General features: G+C 47.3%; 19 protein-coding genes and 1 pseudogene. 8 read left to right on the top strand and 12 right to left on the bottom strand.

Features of this window, described 5'->3' with window-relative positions; translation table 11 throughout:
- Positions 1-31 precede the first annotated feature (31 nt).
- The 3 genes from LU290_RS09205 to LU290_RS09195 form a co-directional block, all read right to left on the bottom strand.
- On the bottom strand, positions 32-430 hold the full coding sequence (locus LU290_RS09205; protein WP_277808290.1) for a hypothetical protein: 399 nt from the start codon (positions 428-430) through the stop codon (positions 32-34).
- Positions 431-648: 218 nt separating this feature from the next.
- Positions 649-975: a BolA family protein gene (locus tag LU290_RS09200; RefSeq protein WP_277808289.1), complete on the bottom strand. Its 327-nt coding sequence runs from the start codon at positions 973-975 to the stop codon at positions 649-651.
- Between the two features lie 29 nt (positions 976-1,004).
- Complete coding sequence (locus LU290_RS09195) at positions 1,005-1,829, bottom strand: M48 family metallopeptidase (RefSeq protein ID WP_277808288.1); 825 nt, start codon at positions 1,827-1,829, stop codon at positions 1,005-1,007.
- A 269-nt stretch (positions 1,830-2,098) separates the two neighbouring features.
- Between LU290_RS09195 and LU290_RS09190 the strand changes: the two genes are divergently transcribed.
- Both LU290_RS09190 and LU290_RS09185 read left to right on the top strand, forming a co-directional pair.
- Positions 2,099-2,260, top strand: coding sequence for an oxidoreductase-like domain-containing protein (locus tag LU290_RS09190; RefSeq protein WP_277808287.1), 162 nt, complete (start codon positions 2,099-2,101; stop codon positions 2,258-2,260).
- A gap of 7 nt (positions 2,261-2,267) precedes the next feature.
- On the top strand, positions 2,268-3,494 hold the full coding sequence (locus tag LU290_RS09185; RefSeq protein ID WP_277809600.1) for a BaiN/RdsA family NAD(P)/FAD-dependent oxidoreductase: 1,227 nt from the start codon (positions 2,268-2,270) through the stop codon (positions 3,492-3,494).
- 134 nt (positions 3,495-3,628) lie between these two features.
- Here LU290_RS09185 and aat read toward each other — a convergent pair whose 3' ends face one another.
- From aat to trxB, 7 genes and pseudogenes are all read right to left on the bottom strand, one after another.
- Positions 3,629-4,366: a leucyl/phenylalanyl-tRNA--protein transferase gene (aat, locus tag LU290_RS09180; RefSeq protein ID WP_277808286.1), complete on the bottom strand. Its 738-nt coding sequence runs from the start codon at positions 4,364-4,366 to the stop codon at positions 3,629-3,631.
- A 149-nt stretch (positions 4,367-4,515) separates the two neighbouring features.
- Positions 4,516-4,797: a nucleotidyltransferase family protein gene (locus tag LU290_RS09175; protein ID WP_277808285.1), complete on the bottom strand. Its 282-nt coding sequence runs from the start codon at positions 4,795-4,797 to the stop codon at positions 4,516-4,518.
- A gap of 75 nt (positions 4,798-4,872) precedes the next feature.
- On the bottom strand, positions 4,873-5,322 hold the full coding sequence (locus LU290_RS09170) for an IS3 family transposase (RefSeq protein WP_277809599.1): 450 nt from the start codon (positions 5,320-5,322) through the stop codon (positions 4,873-4,875).
- A gap of 15 nt (positions 5,323-5,337) precedes the next feature.
- Positions 5,338-5,484 carry a hypothetical protein gene (locus LU290_RS09165; RefSeq protein WP_277808284.1) on the bottom strand — a complete coding sequence of 49 codons (147 nt, stop codon included), beginning with the start codon at positions 5,482-5,484 and terminating at the stop codon, positions 5,338-5,340.
- Positions 5,481-5,585 (bottom strand): annotated as a pseudogene (locus LU290_RS10655) (IS3 family transposase); the annotation flags it as partial. The pseudogene LU290_RS10655 and the gene LU290_RS09165, both read right to left, overlap by 4 nt.
- Positions 5,586-5,816: 231 nt before the next feature.
- Positions 5,817-6,233: a helix-turn-helix domain-containing protein gene (locus LU290_RS09160; protein ID WP_277808283.1), complete on the bottom strand. Its 417-nt coding sequence runs from the start codon at positions 6,231-6,233 to the stop codon at positions 5,817-5,819.
- Positions 6,234-6,333: 100 nt separating this feature from the next.
- Positions 6,334-7,272, bottom strand: coding sequence for a thioredoxin-disulfide reductase (gene trxB / locus LU290_RS09155; protein ID WP_277808282.1), 939 nt, complete (start codon positions 7,270-7,272; stop codon positions 6,334-6,336).
- Positions 7,273-7,509: 237 nt separating this feature from the next.
- Here trxB and LU290_RS09150 point away from each other — a divergent pair, with 237 nt between their 5' ends.
- The 4 genes from LU290_RS09150 (at position 7,510) to LU290_RS09135 (ending at position 14,267) form a co-directional block, all read left to right on the top strand.
- The gene (locus tag LU290_RS09150; protein ID WP_277808281.1) at positions 7,510-10,377 is read left to right on the top strand and encodes a DNA translocase FtsK; all 2,868 of its coding nucleotides are present in this window, start codon (positions 7,510-7,512) and stop codon (positions 10,375-10,377) included.
- Between the two features lie 24 nt (positions 10,378-10,401).
- Positions 10,402-10,935, top strand: coding sequence for a hypothetical protein (locus LU290_RS09145; RefSeq protein WP_277808280.1), 534 nt, complete (start codon positions 10,402-10,404; stop codon positions 10,933-10,935).
- Positions 10,936-11,060: 125 nt separating this feature from the next.
- Positions 11,061-13,688: a type I DNA topoisomerase gene (gene topA / locus LU290_RS09140; protein ID WP_277808279.1), complete on the top strand. Its 2,628-nt coding sequence runs from the start codon at positions 11,061-11,063 to the stop codon at positions 13,686-13,688.
- A 36-nt stretch (positions 13,689-13,724) separates the two neighbouring features.
- Positions 13,725-14,267, top strand: a complete 543-nt coding sequence (locus LU290_RS09135; protein ID WP_277808278.1) for a lipocalin family protein — start codon at positions 13,725-13,727, stop codon at positions 14,265-14,267.
- Between the two features lie 80 nt (positions 14,268-14,347).
- On the opposite strand, the gene LU290_RS09130 is transcribed toward LU290_RS09135, so the two are convergent.
- Together LU290_RS09130 and yaaA are read right to left on the bottom strand one after the other, a co-directional pair.
- Positions 14,348-15,172 carry a putative RNA methyltransferase gene (locus LU290_RS09130; RefSeq protein ID WP_277808277.1) on the bottom strand — a complete coding sequence of 275 codons (825 nt, stop codon included), beginning with the start codon at positions 15,170-15,172 and terminating at the stop codon, positions 14,348-14,350.
- A 203-nt stretch (positions 15,173-15,375) separates the two neighbouring features.
- Positions 15,376-16,158 carry a peroxide stress protein YaaA gene (gene yaaA, locus LU290_RS09125; RefSeq protein ID WP_277808276.1) on the bottom strand — a complete coding sequence of 261 codons (783 nt, stop codon included), beginning with the start codon at positions 16,156-16,158 and terminating at the stop codon, positions 15,376-15,378.
- A gap of 257 nt (positions 16,159-16,415) precedes the next feature.
- On the opposite strand from yaaA, the gene LU290_RS09120 reads away from it, so the two are divergent.
- A complete protein-coding gene (locus LU290_RS09120) occupies positions 16,416-17,459 on the top strand; it encodes an enoyl-CoA hydratase/isomerase family protein (protein WP_277808275.1) in 1,044 nt (347 codons plus the stop codon).
- 110 nt (positions 17,460-17,569) lie between these two features.
- On the top strand, positions 17,570-18,001 hold the full coding sequence (locus LU290_RS09115) for a hypothetical protein (protein ID WP_277808274.1): 432 nt from the start codon (positions 17,570-17,572) through the stop codon (positions 17,999-18,001).
- Positions 18,002-18,190: the final 189 nt, after the last annotated feature.

Raw genomic sequence — 18,190 nt, 5'->3', positions numbered from 1 at the left:
GATTTTGACGCAGTTGTCAAAATTTTTTGTGTTATTTTTCGCCATAGATGCTGACATTTTGGGCGAAAGCACAGCCTTTTTGGCGAGCGGCGATGATCATCGCATCATGCTCTCCGTAGAGGCGAGCCAGCTTGTTGGTGCGGTTGGCACGGGCTGAGCTGCCAGAGCCCACGCCAAAGCTGATATTTGGATAGATGCCATGACGACCACCTGCGATGCCAATGCCAATGCCTGTCGCTGACAAAGGTGTCTGCTCGTTTTGGGTCTTTTCGGCAAGCTTGGTGATGCGCGCCACTTCACTTTGCAAAAATGAGCAGTCATAAGTGGCGTAGTCGTTTGGGTTGATGTACTGTGGGGTGATGTTGCCTGTGGTGGCACAGCCTGTCAGGGTAAGAGCAAAAATTGCACCAAGAGAAAGGATTTTTTTCATGAGTATCTCTGTGTGGTTGAGGAAAAAAATGATTGTAAAATTGTTCATTATAAAATCATCAATAATGATAAAATCAATAAAACAATAATAAAGAAGAAACGATAAAAATAATAAGAAGAAACGATAAAAATGGCTAATCAAATCAGAGTCGAATCAGGGCTGAGCCATGACGACTGCTCGCATGATGACCATCATGTTTGGCGGTCGCTCCTATCAGGCTAGGCTTTGTTTTGACCGGCGCAGTTTGGGCTGTCTGGCGCTTGTGACTGTGCCGCCCACTCATCAGGCGTGTAGGCATGAATGGCGAGCGCATGAACCGTACCGCCATTTGCCGTCATCAAAGGCTGCGCCAAGGCGTAGATCATCTGATGGCGTGCCACCAGTCTTTTGGTGGTGAAAGCTTGGCTTACGACCACCAGTTTAAAATGGCTTTCTTTACCTTCAAAATAACCTGCGTGTTTATGGCTTTCATTGTCCAACGACAAATGCGTAGGATCCAAGCTTTGCATGGCTGTCATGATGGCGTCGGCGGTGGGTGTGTTCATCGCATTTCCTAAAACTTTTCAAACCCAGCTTAGCGCTTATTTGAGGCTTGGTACAGCGGCATGACTGTTGGGATAAGCGCTTGCATGGCGGCGATGCGGCTACTGCTGCTTGGGTGAGTGCTTAAAAACTGAGGGGCGCTGCCACCGCCTGCTGCTTGCATTTTTTGCCAAAGCGTGATGGCGGCATTTGGGTCGTAGCCAGCGCGAGCCATGAGTTCAAGCCCGATTCTGTCCGCTTCGGCTTCTTGGGTGCGTGAGTGTGGTAGGTTTAGACCTAATTGACTGGCGATGCCTGCCAATTCCTGCTGACCTGATGATAAGCCTAGTGCGGCGGTGGCGATGGAAAGCACGCCAGAAGTTGCCACGCTGCGGCTCATTTTTTCACGGCTGTGCTCACGCAGGGCGTGTGCCATCTCGTGCCCCATGATGGCGGCAATCTCGGCATCGGTGAGTTTTAGGCGTTCGATGATGCCACTATAAAAGACGATTTTGCCACCAGGCATGACATAGGCATTGATGTCGTTGGCGGTGATGGCGTGTACTTGCCAGTTCCAACTTGTCGCATCAGGGCGATAGACAGCCGTGTGCGGAATCAGGTTGTTGGCGATGGATTTTAGGCGAGCGACTTGGGCTCTGTTGGTGTCAAGTTTGCCTTGCGCCCGAGCTTGGGCGATGGTCTGCTGATATGCCTGACTGGACAGCTGCATCACTTGATCGCTAGAAACAAGCATGAGCTGTTTGCGGTCAGCGCCCACCGCACCTGCATCGGTAGTGCTAGAACAGCCCGTCACGGCGACGACGGTGCTTGCGCTCAAAGCGGCGACCATCAGTGATTTTTTGAGTGCGTTCATCATATTGTCCTATTGCTCAGCAAAAGCGTGTAATTTTTGACCAATTCAATTATAATAAATGCCAAAATAAATACAAGTCATTGCTACAAAAAATGCACAAAACTGTCCGTTCGTGCTGATTTACACCCACCGAATTGATAAAGTCATACAGCTTGTGTGGGCTTGGCGAGCTAAGCCCAGCCTAAGTATTTTGTAAGCCATTGAATTTGTTATGTTTTTTAATTACCCCAACCGACAACCATATCCAATTTATCCCAAATCATAAGACCATCATGACCGACATTACCCAAATTCCCCCGCCGCCAGAGCCACCAGAAGACTACGAATGCTGTGATAACGGCTGTGATGAGCTGTGCGTGTTTGAAATCTACCGCATGCAAAAAGCCGACTATGACGCCAAATATCAGCATTTGATTGAGAAAGCCGATGAGTGATGTGTCATTGTCATCGCAAGAGTTTGATGCCATCATCATTGGTGCTGGGGCGTCTGGGCTGTTTTGTGCATTTCATACCGCTTTGTACGGCAAGCAGGTATTAGTGCTGGACCATGCCAATAAAGCGGGCAAAAAAATCCTAATGTCAGGCGGTGGTCGTTGTAATTTTGTCAATTTGCACATCACACCGAACGAATTTGTCGGTCAAAATCGCCATTTTGTCAAGTCTGCCCTAAGTCGTTACGGTAGCGAAGATTTTATTAAACTGGTGCAAAAGCACGGCATTGCTTACCATGAAAAGTCGCATGGCGAGCTGTTTTGTGATGAATCGTCGAAAGACATTTTAAACATGCTACTGGACGAATGTGCGGACGCAGGCGTGGAGATTCGGCTAAATACCAGCATTGATGGCGTGGTCAAAGACGAGCAGGCAGATCGTTTTGTGTTGTCCGTTTGTCCAAAAAATGCCAAGCCGTATCGCTTGGGGTGCCGTCATTTGATTATTGCCACAGGCGGGCTTTCCATTCCGACTTTGGGGGCGAGTGGCTTTGGCTACCAAGTCGCCACACAATTTGGGCATACCATCGTGCCGACCGAAGCGTCCTTAGTGCCTTTTACTTTTACTGATAAGGTGGGCGAGTTGGCACGGCAGTTGGCAGGGGTTAGCCTTGATGTGATTGCTTTTAATGATAAGGCGAGCTTTGCCTTGCCAATGTTATTTACGCATCGTGGGCTATCAGGGCCTGCGATGTTGCAGTTGTCTAATTATTGGCAGTTGGGCGAGACGATTGGCGTGAATTTATTGCCCACGCATGATGTGGCGACATTGCTCGTGACTGCCAAAAAATCACACCCCAAACAGCTGATTCGTACGGTGCTGTCGCCATATTTTCCAAAGAAACTACTGATGGCATTGCAAGAGTTGTTTTGGCAAGCTGTGGCGGAATTGGAGCTTGCCAACATCAAGGATAAACAGCTTAAAGACATCGGACGACTCATTAACGCATGGCAAATCAAGCCGTCTGGCACGGAAGGCTATCGGGTGGCGGAAGTGACTCGTGGCGGTGTCAATACCGATGAAATCAAAGGTAAGACGATGGAGAGCAAATGCTGTTCTGGTCTGTATTTTATTGGAGAAGTGCTGGATGTGGCAGGGCATTTGGGCGGTTTTAACTTCATGTGGGCGTGGGCAAGTGCCTATGCGTGCAGTGAAGCGGTGGGCATGGATTGGTGATGGGGTGGCAAAAGGGATTAAAATCTAAAAAATGATGCAAAATTTTCATCAAGTAGGGGCGAAAAATCTTTCGCCCTGATGATTTTGGTGGAGTTTTTGACTCGGCGGTATCAATGGGCTGGTATCAAAAACCATCACAAAGCCAAGTCTTGCACTGCCATTCGTCCGTGAATGTGCGGTGTGTCGGTGCGATTTAGGGTGTGAATTTGGGCAAGAAAATCGTCTTTTGGAAGTAGGCTTGCCCCAAGGCTCATCAGGTGCGGATTTTCTAATTGACAATCTATCAGCTGAACGCCTGCGTGTTTTGCCAATGCTGTCATCGCCCAAAAAGCGATTTTTGAGGCGTCCGTGCGTCTGTGAAACATGCTCTCGCCACATACCAGCGAGCCGAGCTGTAAGCCATACAGTCCGCCCAGCAGCTCGCTGTCTTTGGGTGTGTCTGCCCACACTTCTACGCTAAACGCCACGCCAAGCTCATGCAGGCGTGTATAAGCGTCAATCATCTCATCAACAATCCAAGTCTCATCGGTATAGGCTCTAGGTTCGGCACACGCTCGCATGACTTCATCAAATGCCAAATTGGTGCTGATTTGCCAGTTTGATTTTTTGGCGGTGCGAATCAGTGATTTGGCAGGGCGAAAGTCGTTTGGATTGATGACACAGCGAATGGGCGGACACCACCAACAAATCGGATCGCCAGCACTAAACCAAGGAAACACGCCTGTGCGATAGGCGTTGAGCAAGGTGGCGGTGGATAAATCCGCCCCAGCGCCGATAAATCCGTCTTCATCGGCAAGTTCAATGACCGAGCCAAAATCAAAAGCAGAGCGGTCGGCGATGGCGTGCAGGTCGGTTAGGTTAAGTGGGTTCATGTGGTGTGGTATTAAAGCTATTTTTTACAATACATCTGACCGATTTATATGCTTGCCGATGTCGGTTGGAGAGCTGAGCGTAACCCAACATTTCTTGGTAAATTATTGAATTTATTGGGTTTTTTTCACTCAGCCCAACCTACGACCACTTATAGTGGTTTGGCTGTTTGTAGTGCGTCTTGAAAAGGCAGATTTCTAGGCGTTACAATGTCAATGGAGATGCCCAACAATTCTTCAAGCTCCATTTTTAAACCACATAAATCAAATAAGGTGGTCTTGTCATGGGGTGTGATGAGCAAATCCAAATCGCTTGTTGGTGTATCCGTGCCATTTGCCACCGAGCCAAAAACTTTTAATTCATCAATGGAAAACTGCTTGGCGATGGCGTAAATTTCATTGCGTTTGGATTGAATGATTTGTGATGGTCTCATGAGCGTGCCAATGAACCGACCCCCAATTCTTAGACAAAGTTAAGATTAAAAGGTTGGGTTGGGTTTAAGTTTGGGTCAAGCGGTTGAACCAAGGACTAAGTGTCTGTATTGTACAGGACTTAGTCCTTTTAATTTGCTCTTTATTCTATCATGATTGTAGTAGTGTATGTATTCATCAATCACTTGTTTAAGCTTGTCAATGGAAGTAAATCTTTTTTGATGTTTATCATGAAAGAATATCTCTCCTTTTAATGTCCCAAAAAAGCTTTCTATCACTGCATTGTCCAAGCAATTTCCTTTTCTTGACATGCTTTGAATGATGTTATTATCTTTTAAGGTTTGTTGATAGCTTTGCATTTGATAATGCCAGCCTTGATCTGAATGCAATATTGGTGCTTCATCTGCTTTAAGCTTGGTCAAAGCATCTTTTAACATTTCATCAACCAGTGGATAAACCGGTCTGTCTTTTAGGCAATAACTGACAATCTCTGCATTAAACAAGTCTATGATGGGTGATAAGTACAGTTTTTTTGTATTGCCTTATGTATCTACCATCTTAAACTCAGGAATGTCTGTTGCCCATTTTTGATTGGGCTTGTCTGTTTTAAAATCACGCTTAAGCACATTGTGAGCAATATTGCCTATTTTGCCCTTGTCAGTACTAAATCTGCGTTTGCGACGAATCACTCTTTTAGTCCCATTTGCTGCATCAAGCGTTGTGCTTTTTTATGGTTAATGACAAAGCCTAATTGCTTTAAGGCAAGGGTGATTCTACGATAACCATATCTGCCTTGATGGCTTGATGTTTGTCTGCTTGTTTTAACCGCTTAAGATGATAATAAAAGGTTGCTTTGGCAACACTAAGATAAACCAACAAGTGTTTTAATGGATGCATGTGCCTTAGTTCGTCAATCACGGTTATTTTGTTTGCAAGGCGTTGTTTTTTGCTTGCTGACGCTCCAAGGATTTTAACTTTTTTAAGACATCATTCTCCATGCGTAAGTACTGTAATTCAGCAATCAGTTCAGCTTGGATCTTTTTATCATCAGGTTTAGAACTAAAGCGTGCTTGATTGGTTTTATGCATGGGGTTTTTGCCTTTGGGTTTGGAGTTAAGTCCCATGTACCATGATTTTGATATGCTTTTAACCAGCTTGATAATAAAGCAGGGTTTGAAATGTTAAGCTCTATGGCAAGTTGTCTGATGGATTTACCTGCCAATATCTGTAATACGGCATGGTGCTTAAATTCTGATGAATAAACAGTTTTGCTTGTTCTTGTACGAATACCATCAATGCCATGGGCTTGATAGAGCTTCACCCAAAGCTCTACTTGTTTGTCATCCATACCAAAGACTTTGGCGGTTTGCTCATAGCCATATCCATTAAGGTAATGATGAATGACTGAAAGCTCAAGGTCATCTGTGTATTTGGTCATAAAAACACCCCAAAGGTGTCTAACTTTTGGGGTGGGGTTCAAATTGAATGGGTTTTTGCGGATTTGATGACCGATATGGTTACTTTGTCAGTTTTAAGGATTACAAACCATCCAAATACTTCTCAGCGTCCAATGCCGCCATACAGCCTGTGCCAGCTGATGTGATGGCTTGGCGATAGATGTGGTCGGCGACATCGCCTGCAGCAAACACGCCAGCGACACTCGTTGCAGTGGCATTGCCATCAAGACCGCTATTGACCGTGATGTAGCCGTCTTTCATGGCAAGCTGACCTTGGAACATGGCGGTATTTGGCGTGTGTCCGATGGCAACAAACATACCCATCACATCAAGCTGTTTGCTCGTGCCGTCTGTATTTTCAATGACAACGCCAGTGACGCCCATCTCGTCGCCGACCACTTCTTTGACGGTTGAATTCCATTCAATAGAAATGTTGCCATTTTTGACCTTTTCAAACAGCTGGTCTTGCATGATTTTTTCAGCACGCAAGGCATCACGGCGATGAACAAGCGTTACATGGCTTGCGATGTTGGACAGATACAATGCTTCTTCTACGGCGGTATTGCCACCACCGATGACCGCAACTTTTTGATTTTTATAGAAAAATCCATCACAAGTGGCACACGCTGACACGCCTTGTCCCATGAATTTACTTTCGCTTTCTAGCCCCAAGTATTGAGCGGTCGCCCCTGTGGCGATGATGAGTGCATCGCAGGTATAGCTGTCTTTGTCGCCATTTAGGACAAATGGACGCTGATTTAAATCCACACTGGCAATGTGGTCATAGATGAACTGTGTGCCAAAGCGTTCGGCGTGTTCTTTCATCTCTTCAACCAATGCCGTACCTGTCAAGCCATGGCGACCACCTGGCCAGTTGTCAATCTCGGTGGTGGTGGTCAGCTGTCCACCCACTTGCAGACCTGTGATGATGACAGGGTCTAGATTGGCACGAGCGGCATAGACGGCTGCCGAATAGCCTGCTGGTCCTGAACCTAAAATGATGAGCTTGTGATGAGTCATGCAGATTTCCAAAAAATAAGACAGTAAATGGGGCTAGTATAGGGCAAATGCGCCAAAAATTGCAAGCCAATTTCCGCCAAATTCCATCTTTGATAAAATTAACCATACCGAAACCGCCCTAGTTCATCAAAATTTTGCAAATCTTTTTTTTGCAAATCTTTAATGAAAACCTTTGCGACATCAAGCCGTTATCCTATATAATGTAGGGTTCAATCTAAAATACAGCCCATCACGCTCATGAATAAACTTTTACAAAACGATTCTGTCAATCAAATGCTCGGTCAGCTGCCCATCGTCAAACGCCTGTTTTTTAGCGTCATTGGCGTGGCGTTATTGGTTTTTTTGTTCATTGCATTATTTTCTTATAATCCTGCCGATCCTGCGTGGTCGCATGTCGGCAGCCATCAGAACATCACCAATGTCGGCGGTCAGCTCGGTGCTTGGACGGCGGACATTTTGCGAGCATTTTTTGGGCTTGGGGCGTGGTTTTTTGTGGTGATGCTAAGTCATGAGCTGGTGCGCCTGTGGTGGGTGCGAACGCCAGTATTTTGGGTGCTTAGGCTGTTGGCTTATGGGTTTTTGTTGCTGTGTTTGAGTGCGATTTTTGCGCAGGTTGGCGCATGGTGGTCGGGTGAGTCGGCGGTATTTGGTGGCATGCTGGGGCATGAGCTGATGACTTCATTGGCGGGCGTTTTGGGCGTGGCGATGTCGGTGGGGTTTTTGGTGGTCATCGGCACGATTGTGGCGACTTTGACCTTTGACATTCATTGGTCGGCATTGTGGCGAAAGCGTCAGCAAAACACGCCAGATGAGGCAGAAAGTGAGGATGAGCAGGCAGATCATGAGCTTGAAGAAGAGGCGCTCATCATCAGCCAAAACACGCCAAAAACGCCTGTCTATCAAGCGCACAATCATGAAGGCACGCTGGAGAGTTTTTTGGTCAATTCAGGCTTGCGTGAAGATTTGCTTGCCAAAAAACACGCCGACGCACAAGCTGATGAGCATCACCAAGAATCTTGGCAGGCACAAGAGCAGGCAGATGAGTGGTCTGCCGATCAAGCATTGGATAATGCCAAAACAGACAGTCACGAAGTCGATGGCTTAGCAGGTGCGGCTTGGGCAGTGCAAAATACACCATCTGACGACATGGCGCACGATGTCGGTGATGCTGGTGTGGCATGGTCTGATGAAACGGCAGGCAAGAGAGCCGAGGATGTGCGGTATGATGGCATTGATGATACCTACTCCGATGACGCTTACTCTGATGATACTCACGCCCAGACGACTGCCTTTGCTGGCGTGGACTTGAACGCTTGGCAACAAGAGCAAGCGTTGATGAGTAGTGAGCGTCCAGTGGCTGATGTGGATAACAATCAGGCACGGCTTGATGATATGGTTGTGCAGTCTGACACCAAGCCTGCCGTATCAGCATGGCATGACCAAGCGGATGAGCAAAAAGATGAACAGGACGAGCAGGCTTATCAGTCAGCTCAAACGCCAGTTTCGCCCAAGCTGTCGCCAGCACACGCCAAGGCTCTACCAACTCAGGCGACAAGCGTGGATCATCTGCCCAATCACATGGCAAGTGGCACGGCGCGACCAAAATCGCACGCCATGAGTACGCTTGAATATCGCATGAGCCTAAGCCCTGTGCCGACATTGGATATTTTGGATCCCAAGCCTGAAAAAGTCGTTACTTATACACCCCAAGAGCTTGAGCAGTTGTCCGAGCTTTTGGAGATTAAATTACAAGAATTTAACATCAAAGCAAGCGTCATCTCGGCATTGGTTGGTCCTGTGGTGACTCGCTTTGAAGTGGATTTGGCGGCAGGGATTAAGGCGAGCCGTGTGATTAAGGTGGCTCAGGATTTGGCTCGCTCGCTGAGCATGACTTCACTGCGTGTGATTCCTGTGATTGCAGGCAAGCCTTATATTGGCATTGAAGTGCCAAATAAAAAACGGCAAATTGTCAGCCTACTTGAACTGCTGGATACGCCAGATTATCAAGACCCAAATGCAGGCATCAGTATCGCCATCGGTGCGAACATCAGCGGTAAGCCTGTCATTGCCGACCTTGCCAAAGCCCCGCACATGCTTGTGGCTGGTACGACAGGCTCTGGTAAGTCGGTGCTGGTCAATTCATTTTTGGTGTCCATGCTACTTAAATACACGCCAGAAGAATTAAGACTGGTCTTAATTGACCCAAAACAGCTAGAGCTTGCCAACTATGGCGACATTCCGCATCTATTAACGCCAGTCATCACCGACATGACGGAGGCGACCGCCGCACTCAACTGGTGCGTGGCTGAAATGGAACGCCGCTATCTACTGATGAGCAAACTGCGTGTGCGTAATATCGCCGCCTTCAACCAAAAAGTCAAAGAGGCCGAAGAGGCAGGCGAGCCGATCGCAGATTTGCTATGGAGTGCGTCCGATCATGTCAGCGACATGGTGCCACGCCAAAAGCCACTTTCAAAAATCGTCGTCGTGGCGGACGAATTTGCCGACATGATCATGCAACTTGGTAAGACTGCCGAAGAGCCGATTGTCCGCCTTGCCCAAAAATCTCGTGCAGCAGGCATTCACTTGATACTGGCGACTCAGCGACCCGTGGCGACAGTTGTTACAGGCTTGATTAAGTCTAACATTCCTGTGCGTGTGGCTTTGCGTGTCAATTCAGCCACCGACAGCCGTATCATCATTGAAGAGTCTGGGGCGGAGAACATGCTGGGTCATGGCGACATGATGTTTTTAGCACCAGGGGCGATTGAGACCGAGCGTGTGCATGGGGCGTATGTCAAGGACGATGAGGTCAATCGTGTAACCGACGCTTGGCGTGAGCGTGGTAGCCCTGATTATATTGATTTGACCGAAAGTTATACTTTTGAGGGCGAGGGCAGTGGCGATACAGGGGCTGGCTCTGATGATGAGTATTTTGACTTGGCGGTGTCGCACACGCTAGATACTCGTAAAGTCTCCATCTCGGCATTACAGCGTAAATTTAGCATTGGCTATAACCGAGCCGCCCGCATTGTGGATATGATGGAAGAACGAGGCATCGTCTCTGCTCCAGACAATAACGGCAAACGCCAAATTCTGATGTAACGGTTTTGATGTAATAGGGATTGCATGGACATTCAAACTTATCTACCGATCATTGTTGTGCTGGGCGTGGCAGGGTTTTTGCTTGGCAATGTCTTTGCCCTAAAACCTAAGGCTTACGAAGTGCGTTCGGCAGATTTTCGTCTGCTGGCTCGTCAATTTGGCTTTAATCCAAAACTTGTCGCACGCCCAGATTGGCTACCTGCCAAAGCCCAAAGGCACAATCATCACGCCACCAAAACCGACCTTGTGGCGGTGTATGGCGTGGTCAATGACGACTGGCGACTGCCGATGGGGCGGCTGATTTATCAAGAAAATGTGTGGCGAGCGGTTGATGCTGCTGTGGATTTATCGGTGCTAGACTGCTTGCCTACGCCCATTAAAGCTCATGCCATAGGCTTACAATACAAAGCCAACAGCGTGGTGCTATACTGGCTGGATGTTCGCTATCAGGGCGATAGAGGTGTGCAAAAATTAGACCAGACGCTCGCCAAAGCAGATTTGTCCGCCTTGCAGCAGGCGTTGATGGCGATCGGCGATGACATCAACGCACGCAAATGATCTTAAAACGCATTGCCATCTTGTCATGATGGCTCAATGTGTGCTATTTTATAAAAATGGACGATTTTTCGTGCCTGATTTATTTTTTAAAAATTGATAATGATGATAAAGAAAAAGGTAGCTTTATGGCTGTAAAGACAACCACCAAAAAAACCAAAACATCAACGACCACACCATCTGCCAAAGGCAAATCTTTGGTCATTGTGGAGTCGCCAGCCAAGGCAAAAACCATTAATAAATATCTGGGTAATGATTTTATCGTGCGTTCAAGCGTGGGGCATATTCGTGATTTGCCCGTTTCTGGCACGGATAAGACCAAAGTCAAAGGCGATGAAACAGGATTGTCTCGTGAAGAAAAAGCCCAGCGAGCCTTGGTGCGTCGTATGGGCGTCGATCCTGAGCATGATTGGGCGGCGGTATATGAGATTTTGCCCAACAAAACCAAAGTCATCAAAGAGCTAAAAGCACTCGCCAAAGACGCTGATAAAATCTATCTGGCAACGGACTTGGATAGAGAGGGGGAGGCGATTGCGTGGCACTTGCAAGAAGTCATCGGTGGGGACGATGCCAAATACAGCCGTGTGGTGTTCAACGAAATTACCAAAACCGCCGTGCAAAACGCCTTTGAGCAGCCTGCCAAAGTCAATCTAGATCGTGTCAATGCTCAGCAAGCTCGTCGATTCTTGGATCGTGTGGTGGGCTTTATGGTGTCGCCATTATTGTGGGCGAAAGTGGCTCGTGGCTTGTCGGCAGGGCGTGTGCAGTCGGTTGCCACTCGTTTGGTGGTGGAGCGAGAGCGAGAGATTCGTGCTTTTGTGCCAGTGGAATATTGGGAAATCCACACCAACAACACCGCCTTGAACGAGACCTTGCGCTTAGAGGCGACCAAATATCAAGGCAAAACCTTAAAACTTGGCAATGCTGATGAGGCAAATGGCATTGTCAGCATCCTACAAAATAGCCCCTTTGTCGTTTCAAGCATTGACGAAAAGCCGACTCAGTCTCGTGCGTCTGCACCGTTCATCACATCAACCTTGCAGCAGGCGGCAAGCACTCGCTTGGGATTTAGCGTCAAAAAAACGATGATTTTAGCCCAACGCCTATACGAGGCAGGACATATCACTTATATGCGTACGGATTCTACCTTTTTAAGCCAAGATGCCTTGATGGCGGTGCGTGGCTACATTGGGCAGAATTTTGGCGAAAAGTACTTGCCAGAAAAGCCCAATTTCTACGGCAATAAACAAAACGCTCAAGAAGCCCACGAGGCGATTCGTCCTTCTAATGTCGCTGTCAAATCAGGTCAGCTCACCGCCATGGAGCGAGATGCCCAGCGTCTGTATGAGCTGATTTGGCGACAGTTTGTGGCGTGCCAGATGACGCCAGCTCGCTATCAGTCAGTGAGTTTGCTGGTTGATGCTGGCGGTGTGGAGCTAAAAGCCAAAGGGCGTACGCTGATTTTTGATGGTTACACCAAAGTTCAGCCACCAGCCAAAAGTGATGATGTGCTACTGCCAAGCGTTAAAGTGGGCGACCAGTTACCGCTGATTAACATTGAGCCAAGCCAGCATTTTACCAAACCGCCTGCCCGCTATTCGGAGGCAAGTTTGGTCAAAGAGCTAGAAAGTCGTGGCATCGGACGACCATCAACTTATGCGTCCATCATCTCAACCATTCAAGAGCGTGGCTATGTCCGCCTAGAAAACAAACGCCTATATGCCGAAAAAATGGGCGACATCGTAACCGAACGCTTGGTGGAGAGCTTTCCTGATTTGATGGATTATGCATTTACCGCAGGGCTTGAAGGCAAACTGGATGAAGTCGCTGACGGTCATCAAGACTGGAAGGGTGTGCTGGACAGTTTTTATGGCGATTTTAAGGGCAAATTGGACACCGCCAAAGGCAAAGACGGTATGCGTCCAAACGACCCGACCAATGTGCCAGACATTCACTGCGAGCAATGCAGCCGCCCAATGCAAATCCGCACAGGCTCAACGGGCGTGTTTTTGGGCTGTACAGGCTATAATCTGCCACCAAAAGAACGCTGCAAAGGCACTAAAAACTTAATGCCAGCAGCGGCATTCGTCTTTGATGCTGATGATGAATCTGCCGAAGTCAATGCCCTGATGGAGAAAAAACGCTGTCCAAAATGTAACGCAGCGATGGACAGCTACATCGTTGATGGTGGTCTAAAACTCCACATCTGTGGCAACAACCCTGACTGCGATGGTTATACGCTTGAAAAGGGCGTTTTTGAAGTGGTAGGCGGCGTGGACAATGACGCACCGACCATTGACTGCGACAAATGCGATGGACAAATGGCGCTAAAAACAGGGCGATTTGGGGCGTATTTTGCTTGCCGTAGCTGCGATAACACCCGCAAGGTGCTCAAAAACGGACAAGCAGCACCGCCACGAATGACAGCAATCAGTATGCCGCAGTTGCGTTCGGCGAAGTTTGACGATCATTATGTGCTGCGTGAAGGGGCGGCAGGCTTGTTCCTAGCGGCAAGCAAATTCCCCAAAGTGCGTGAAACTCGTCCGCCAAAACTTGCTGAATTACGCAGCATCCAAGAACAGCTGGACGAAAAATTTCAATATCTGTTCGCCGCTCCCGATGTTGATGATAATGGTAATCCAACCATTTTGCGTTGGTCTCGTAAAAATAACGAGCAATATATCGGCTCTGAAAAAGACGGCAAAGCAACCAAATTTGCACTTGTGTGGCGAAATGGTGCGTGGGTGTCTGAATAAGATTGTTCTTGGTATGAATCTGGATTTGAGGTTAATATGATGAAAAAATTTCTTGCAGTATCAGCCATTCTTTGCGCCATGCTGAGCGTAGTATCAGCACATGCTAAGCCTGCCACCGTACCTGAGGTGGTGCTGGATGCTTATCTGGGTGAATGGTATGAGATTGGCAGGCTGCCCATGCCCTTTCAAAACAAGTGCGTCTCTGATGTCAAGGCGACTTACGCCTTAAAAAACAACGGCAAAATCAGCGTGCATAACGAATGCCTGACCCGCTCAGGCAAGCTAAGCACCGCCAAGGGCGAGGCTTATGCCATTGATGATACTAATGCTAAGCTTAAAGTGTCGTTTTTGCCATCCATTCTTAAAAAACTTCCCTTTGGTCAGGCGGACTACTGGGTGCTGGCACTTGATGGCGAGAATGACCGCTATCAATCTGCGTTGGTTGGCACACCCAACCGCAAGTATCTTTGGATTTTGTCTCGTGACAAATCCCTTGACGACGCTACTTATGAGCGGTATTTACGCATCGCCAAGCAGTCCGGCTACGACTTAGCATCCTTCCAAAAAACCGCTCAATGACTGTAAATCATAATTGCCTACCAACTGCCAAACTGCATGATTTTAAGTTTGGCGTGTTGGTGGATTATGGTGCGTGCAATTTACGATGATTGCGATGATTTTTTAAACAGATACACACAAAAACTTGCCGCCGTTTCAAACCGCTCGCACGCTTTTAGGGCAGTTTTGCGTTCAAGTTTTGCCTTATAAGTATAAGGTGTCATGTCAATCAAATCGGACAAATTTTGGCGGTCTAATACCATCGGTGCGTCAATTTGCCACTCATCCATCAGCGTAAATTCTGGCGATAATTCTGCGACAAACTTGGCAGGGTTGTGTAAATTGACCGTGTCAAACAGCCGCTCTCTCATCGTGTAGAGATGGTTTGCCGCTGGTGTCGCCACGAGCAATAGTCCATCTGTCCGCAGAACTTTTAGCATTTGAGCCTTTGGCAAGGGGCTAAAAAAACTTGTGCAAATATCCACACTACCGTCCGCCACAGGCAGTACCGCCCCTGTGCCGACCACCCATGAGATGTTGCCGTTTGGGCTCGTTTTGTGGGCTTTGGCAGCGGCGATGATGGCGGCTTTTGCGATGTCCAGCCCAATGACTTGGCGGTCATTTTGGGCAAGGCTACTGGTATAATAGCCTTCACCGCAGCCGATGTCTAGGACAGTATTTGGCGATAACTCATTGATAATGCTAGATATTTTATCACGCAGTGGCTGATAAAACCCGCTGGCTAAAAATCGCCTGCGAGCCTGCACTGACTCTGGCGTATCGCCTGCGGTGTGGCTGTTTTTGTGCTGGACGATGTGCAGATTGACATAGCCGTCTTTGGCGACATCATAGCTGTGGCGGTTTTGGCAAGTATAGGTTTTGCCTTGTAGATTTAGGGCAGTGTGGCAGATGGGGCAGGTGAGCATATGCTTGGTATGGTGATTGTCAGAATGCTTATTTTATCGCAAAAAAAGCATTTTTACCATGTCAAGCCACCCACTAACCAAACTTAAACTTAATTTGCAAGGGCGAATGGCAATTCGCCCCTACCGCCTTATGTTGATTTGGCTTGCGTTTGAATGATTTTAAGGGCAGTCAGTAAGCTGTATGCGCCATGTTTTATAGGCAATCATCGCATCTCATCTCGCTTGAATACCCACTCTGTGTCGCTACTTGATGATTCGTCATAATAATAGCCATCGGTGTCAAAATCCTTCAATGTCGCTGCGTCTGTGATGGCGTTTTTGGCAGCGAAATTGACCATCAGGCCACGAGCTTTTTTGGCATAAAAACTGATGATTTTATATTGTCCGTTTTTTTGATCAAGGAATTTTGGTGTGATGATGCTGGCGTCTATTTTATTGGGCTTGACCGCACCATAATATTCGCCAGACGCTAGGTTGATGAGGACATCCGAGCCGCTTTGAGCGATGCGTTCGTTGATGAGATTGGTGATGGTATCGCCCCAGTATTCGTACAAATTGTCCGCATGGGGTGTTTTGAATTTTGTCCCCATTTCAAGGCGATAAGGCAGCATTAAATCCAGTGGTTTTAACAGGCCATACAGCCCTGATAAAATGCCCAAATGCTTGTTTAAATACATCATTTGTTCGGAGTTTAAAGAATAAGCGTCCAGTCCAGTATAGACATCGCCATCAAACAAATAAGCGGCAGGCTTGGCAGTGCCATCAAACGGATAACTCCAAGCCTGATTGCGTGCGACATTCAGCTCAGCGATTTTGGCGGAGATGTGCATGAGTTCTTGCAGGTCTAGCACATCTTTGGTTTTTAAGGTTGCCATTAGGTCAATGGCTTCATTGATGAGGGCAGGCTGGCTGTAATGCTCGCCCAAGGCAAGCGGTACGGGCGTTTTTTCGTCTAGGTTTTTGGCAGGAGATAATAAAAAATACATGGCGTGTTCCTTATTGGCTTGATGACTTTCTATTGGATGACTTTATTATAGGTAAAATTAGGCAAAATACAAAGTTAAAATTGCCAATGATTGGATTTTGCTTGTTGATTTTTGTTGCTTGCCTGTATGCAGATATTTTGCTATGCTTGATGTGAGTATTTTGTGTTTGTCAGCAAAGGCACTTTTGATGGGCATGGCTTTTGCGCAGATGCTAGGAATGAGCGGATGATGTTAATGGAGTTTTTAAAGGAGGGGGTATGACAGATTTAATCATTACTAATACCATTAAGACTAAGGACGATCATGTCATTGGTGTGATGACATTGAACAACCCAAAAGCCCTAAATGCCCAAAATCTAGACATGGTGCGGGCGATGAGGGAGAGATTGCTGACATGGCGAGATGAGGAGAAAGTCGCCGCCGTTGTCATTCATGGGGCAGGCGAGCGAGCGTTTTGTGCTGGCGGCGACATCAAGTCGCTTACCCAAGCGACTGGGGTGGATGATGTTCGTGCATTTTTTGAGCAAGAATATGGGCTGATGGCAGAGATGTACGATTATCCCAAGCCCTTGTTGGCGTGGGGGCATGGGGTCGTCATGGGTGGCGGTTTGGGACTTTTGTCGGCGTGCAGTCATAAGGTCGTCACGAATGAGACGCTGATGGCGATGCCTGAGGTATCTATTGGGCTGTTTCCTGATGCAGGCGGTTCGTGGTTTTTAAATCGCATGATGGGTAAGGTGGGGCTGTTTTTGGGGCTGACAGGCGGTCGCTTTGATGGGGTGGATGCTTTGTATTTGGGGCTGGGCGATGCGTTTTTGGCACATGATGATTTTGAAAAAGTGCTGGATGCGTGCGTCCGTGCTGACTGGCAAGGGGGCGATCATCATGGCAAATTATCGCAAATTTTATCCGCATTTCATCAAAATCCTGTTAGGCCCAGCCAAATCATCGCAGACTTTCACACCATCAATCAGCTCATGAATCAAGGCTCGCTCAAAGAAGTGGATTCGGCACTGAAAAATTATCAAGGCGACAGTGCGTTCATCAGTAGTGCCATTGATAGCTATATCAAAGGCTCGGATACGACCAAAGCGATTACTTGGCGGATTTATCATCACATCAAGCCAAAATCTGTGCGTGCGATGTTTGAGATTGAAAAAATAGTGGCGACCCAGTGCGTGCTACAAGGCGACTTTAAAGAAGGCGTGCGAGCTTTATTGATTGATAAAGACAAAAATCCTAAGTGGCGATATACTTTGGCGGACATGCCTGATGGGTGGATTGATGGGTTTTTTGGGTGAATTTGCCACAATAAACCCCAACTTTCCCTAAAAATTCATGTACAATACGCCCTGATGATAGACATGGTTTAAAGTGATTGTTAAATTTTTGTGAGTGAGTGTTGTGAAATATGCTGGGTGTTTTTGATTTGAATTTGGAGCGTATGTATGTGCTTGCCAGCTTGGTGATGGCGGTCTTGGTGTGGATTGAAACCACTTGGATACGCAACAATCAAGGTAAGCTGCCTGAGTCGGGCGTCTTTGCGATCATCAGCCTGATGACTTCATCGTGGCTGGTAGTGTCTGGCTTGGCATTGTTTTTCTTGGATTTTGATAACTTGCAGATGAGCGTCGCCGTCTCTTATGGCGTGTATTTTGTGGCGAGCTGGATTTATGGGGCGAAGCTGATTTCACTCACCGACATTGATGATCCGATGGATCTGGTGATGCCGCCTAAATATTTGGATTTTGGTCGTGCTTTTGCTTTGGTGTTTGCGATTTTGTGCGTTTTTGTGCTGTGCTCGCCGCATTTGTCCATCGGCTCGGCGTTTGGTTACAAATAAATGCCGATTTTCCAAAAATATTTCACCTTTTGCCTGTGAAGTCTGCTATACTGGCGCTTGGTATTTATGTACCGTAGTAGGTTTTGCAGGGCGCCTTTGGCGAGTGTTAAAACGACTTTGAAACTTGCACACGAGTGGGTTTTAGGGCGTATTTGAGCAATATTTGAACAGTGTTTTGTATTGGTTGAA

Origin of the sequence: Moraxella nasibovis (assembly GCF_029581575.1) — a bacterium.
Classification (GTDB): domain Bacteria; phylum Pseudomonadota; class Gammaproteobacteria; order Pseudomonadales; family Moraxellaceae; genus Moraxella; species Moraxella nasibovis.
Note: the sequence above shows the minus strand (reverse complement) of the source record. Positions and strands in the feature narration are given on the sequence as shown.

Coding starts and splice junctions, on each gene's coding strand:
- LU290_RS09205 (WP_277808290.1), bottom strand. CDS start 430: ATGAAAAAAATCCTTTCTCTTGGTGCAATTTTTGCTCTTACCCTGACA.
- LU290_RS09200 (WP_277808289.1), bottom strand. CDS start 975: ATGAACACACCCACCGCCGACGCCATCATGACAGCCATGCAAAGCTTG.
- LU290_RS09195 (WP_277808288.1), bottom strand. CDS start 1,829: ATGATGAACGCACTCAAAAAATCACTGATGGTCGCCGCTTTGAGCGCA.
- LU290_RS09190 (WP_277808287.1), top strand. CDS start 2,099: ATGACCGACATTACCCAAATTCCCCCGCCGCCAGAGCCACCAGAAGAC.
- aat (WP_277808286.1), bottom strand. CDS start 4,366: ATGAACCCACTTAACCTAACCGACCTGCACGCCATCGCCGACCGCTCT.
- LU290_RS09175 (WP_277808285.1), bottom strand. CDS start 4,797: ATGAGACCATCACAAATCATTCAATCCAAACGCAATGAAATTTACGCC.
- LU290_RS09160 (WP_277808283.1), bottom strand. CDS start 6,233: ATGACCAAATACACAGATGACCTTGAGCTTTCAGTCATTCATCATTAC.
- trxB (WP_277808282.1), bottom strand. CDS start 7,272: ATGACTCATCACAAGCTCATCATTTTAGGTTCAGGACCAGCAGGCTAT.
- LU290_RS09150 (WP_277808281.1), top strand. CDS start 7,510: ATGAATAAACTTTTACAAAACGATTCTGTCAATCAAATGCTCGGTCAG.
- LU290_RS09145 (WP_277808280.1), top strand. CDS start 10,402: ATGGACATTCAAACTTATCTACCGATCATTGTTGTGCTGGGCGTGGCA.
- topA (WP_277808279.1), top strand. CDS start 11,061: ATGGCTGTAAAGACAACCACCAAAAAAACCAAAACATCAACGACCACA.
- LU290_RS09135 (WP_277808278.1), top strand. CDS start 13,725: ATGATGAAAAAATTTCTTGCAGTATCAGCCATTCTTTGCGCCATGCTG.
- LU290_RS09130 (WP_277808277.1), bottom strand. CDS start 15,172: ATGCTCACCTGCCCCATCTGCCACACTGCCCTAAATCTACAAGGCAAA.
- yaaA (WP_277808276.1), bottom strand. CDS start 16,158: ATGTATTTTTTATTATCTCCTGCCAAAAACCTAGACGAAAAAACGCCC.
- LU290_RS09120 (WP_277808275.1), top strand. CDS start 16,416: ATGACAGATTTAATCATTACTAATACCATTAAGACTAAGGACGATCAT.
- LU290_RS09115 (WP_277808274.1), top strand. CDS start 17,570: ATGCTGGGTGTTTTTGATTTGAATTTGGAGCGTATGTATGTGCTTGCC.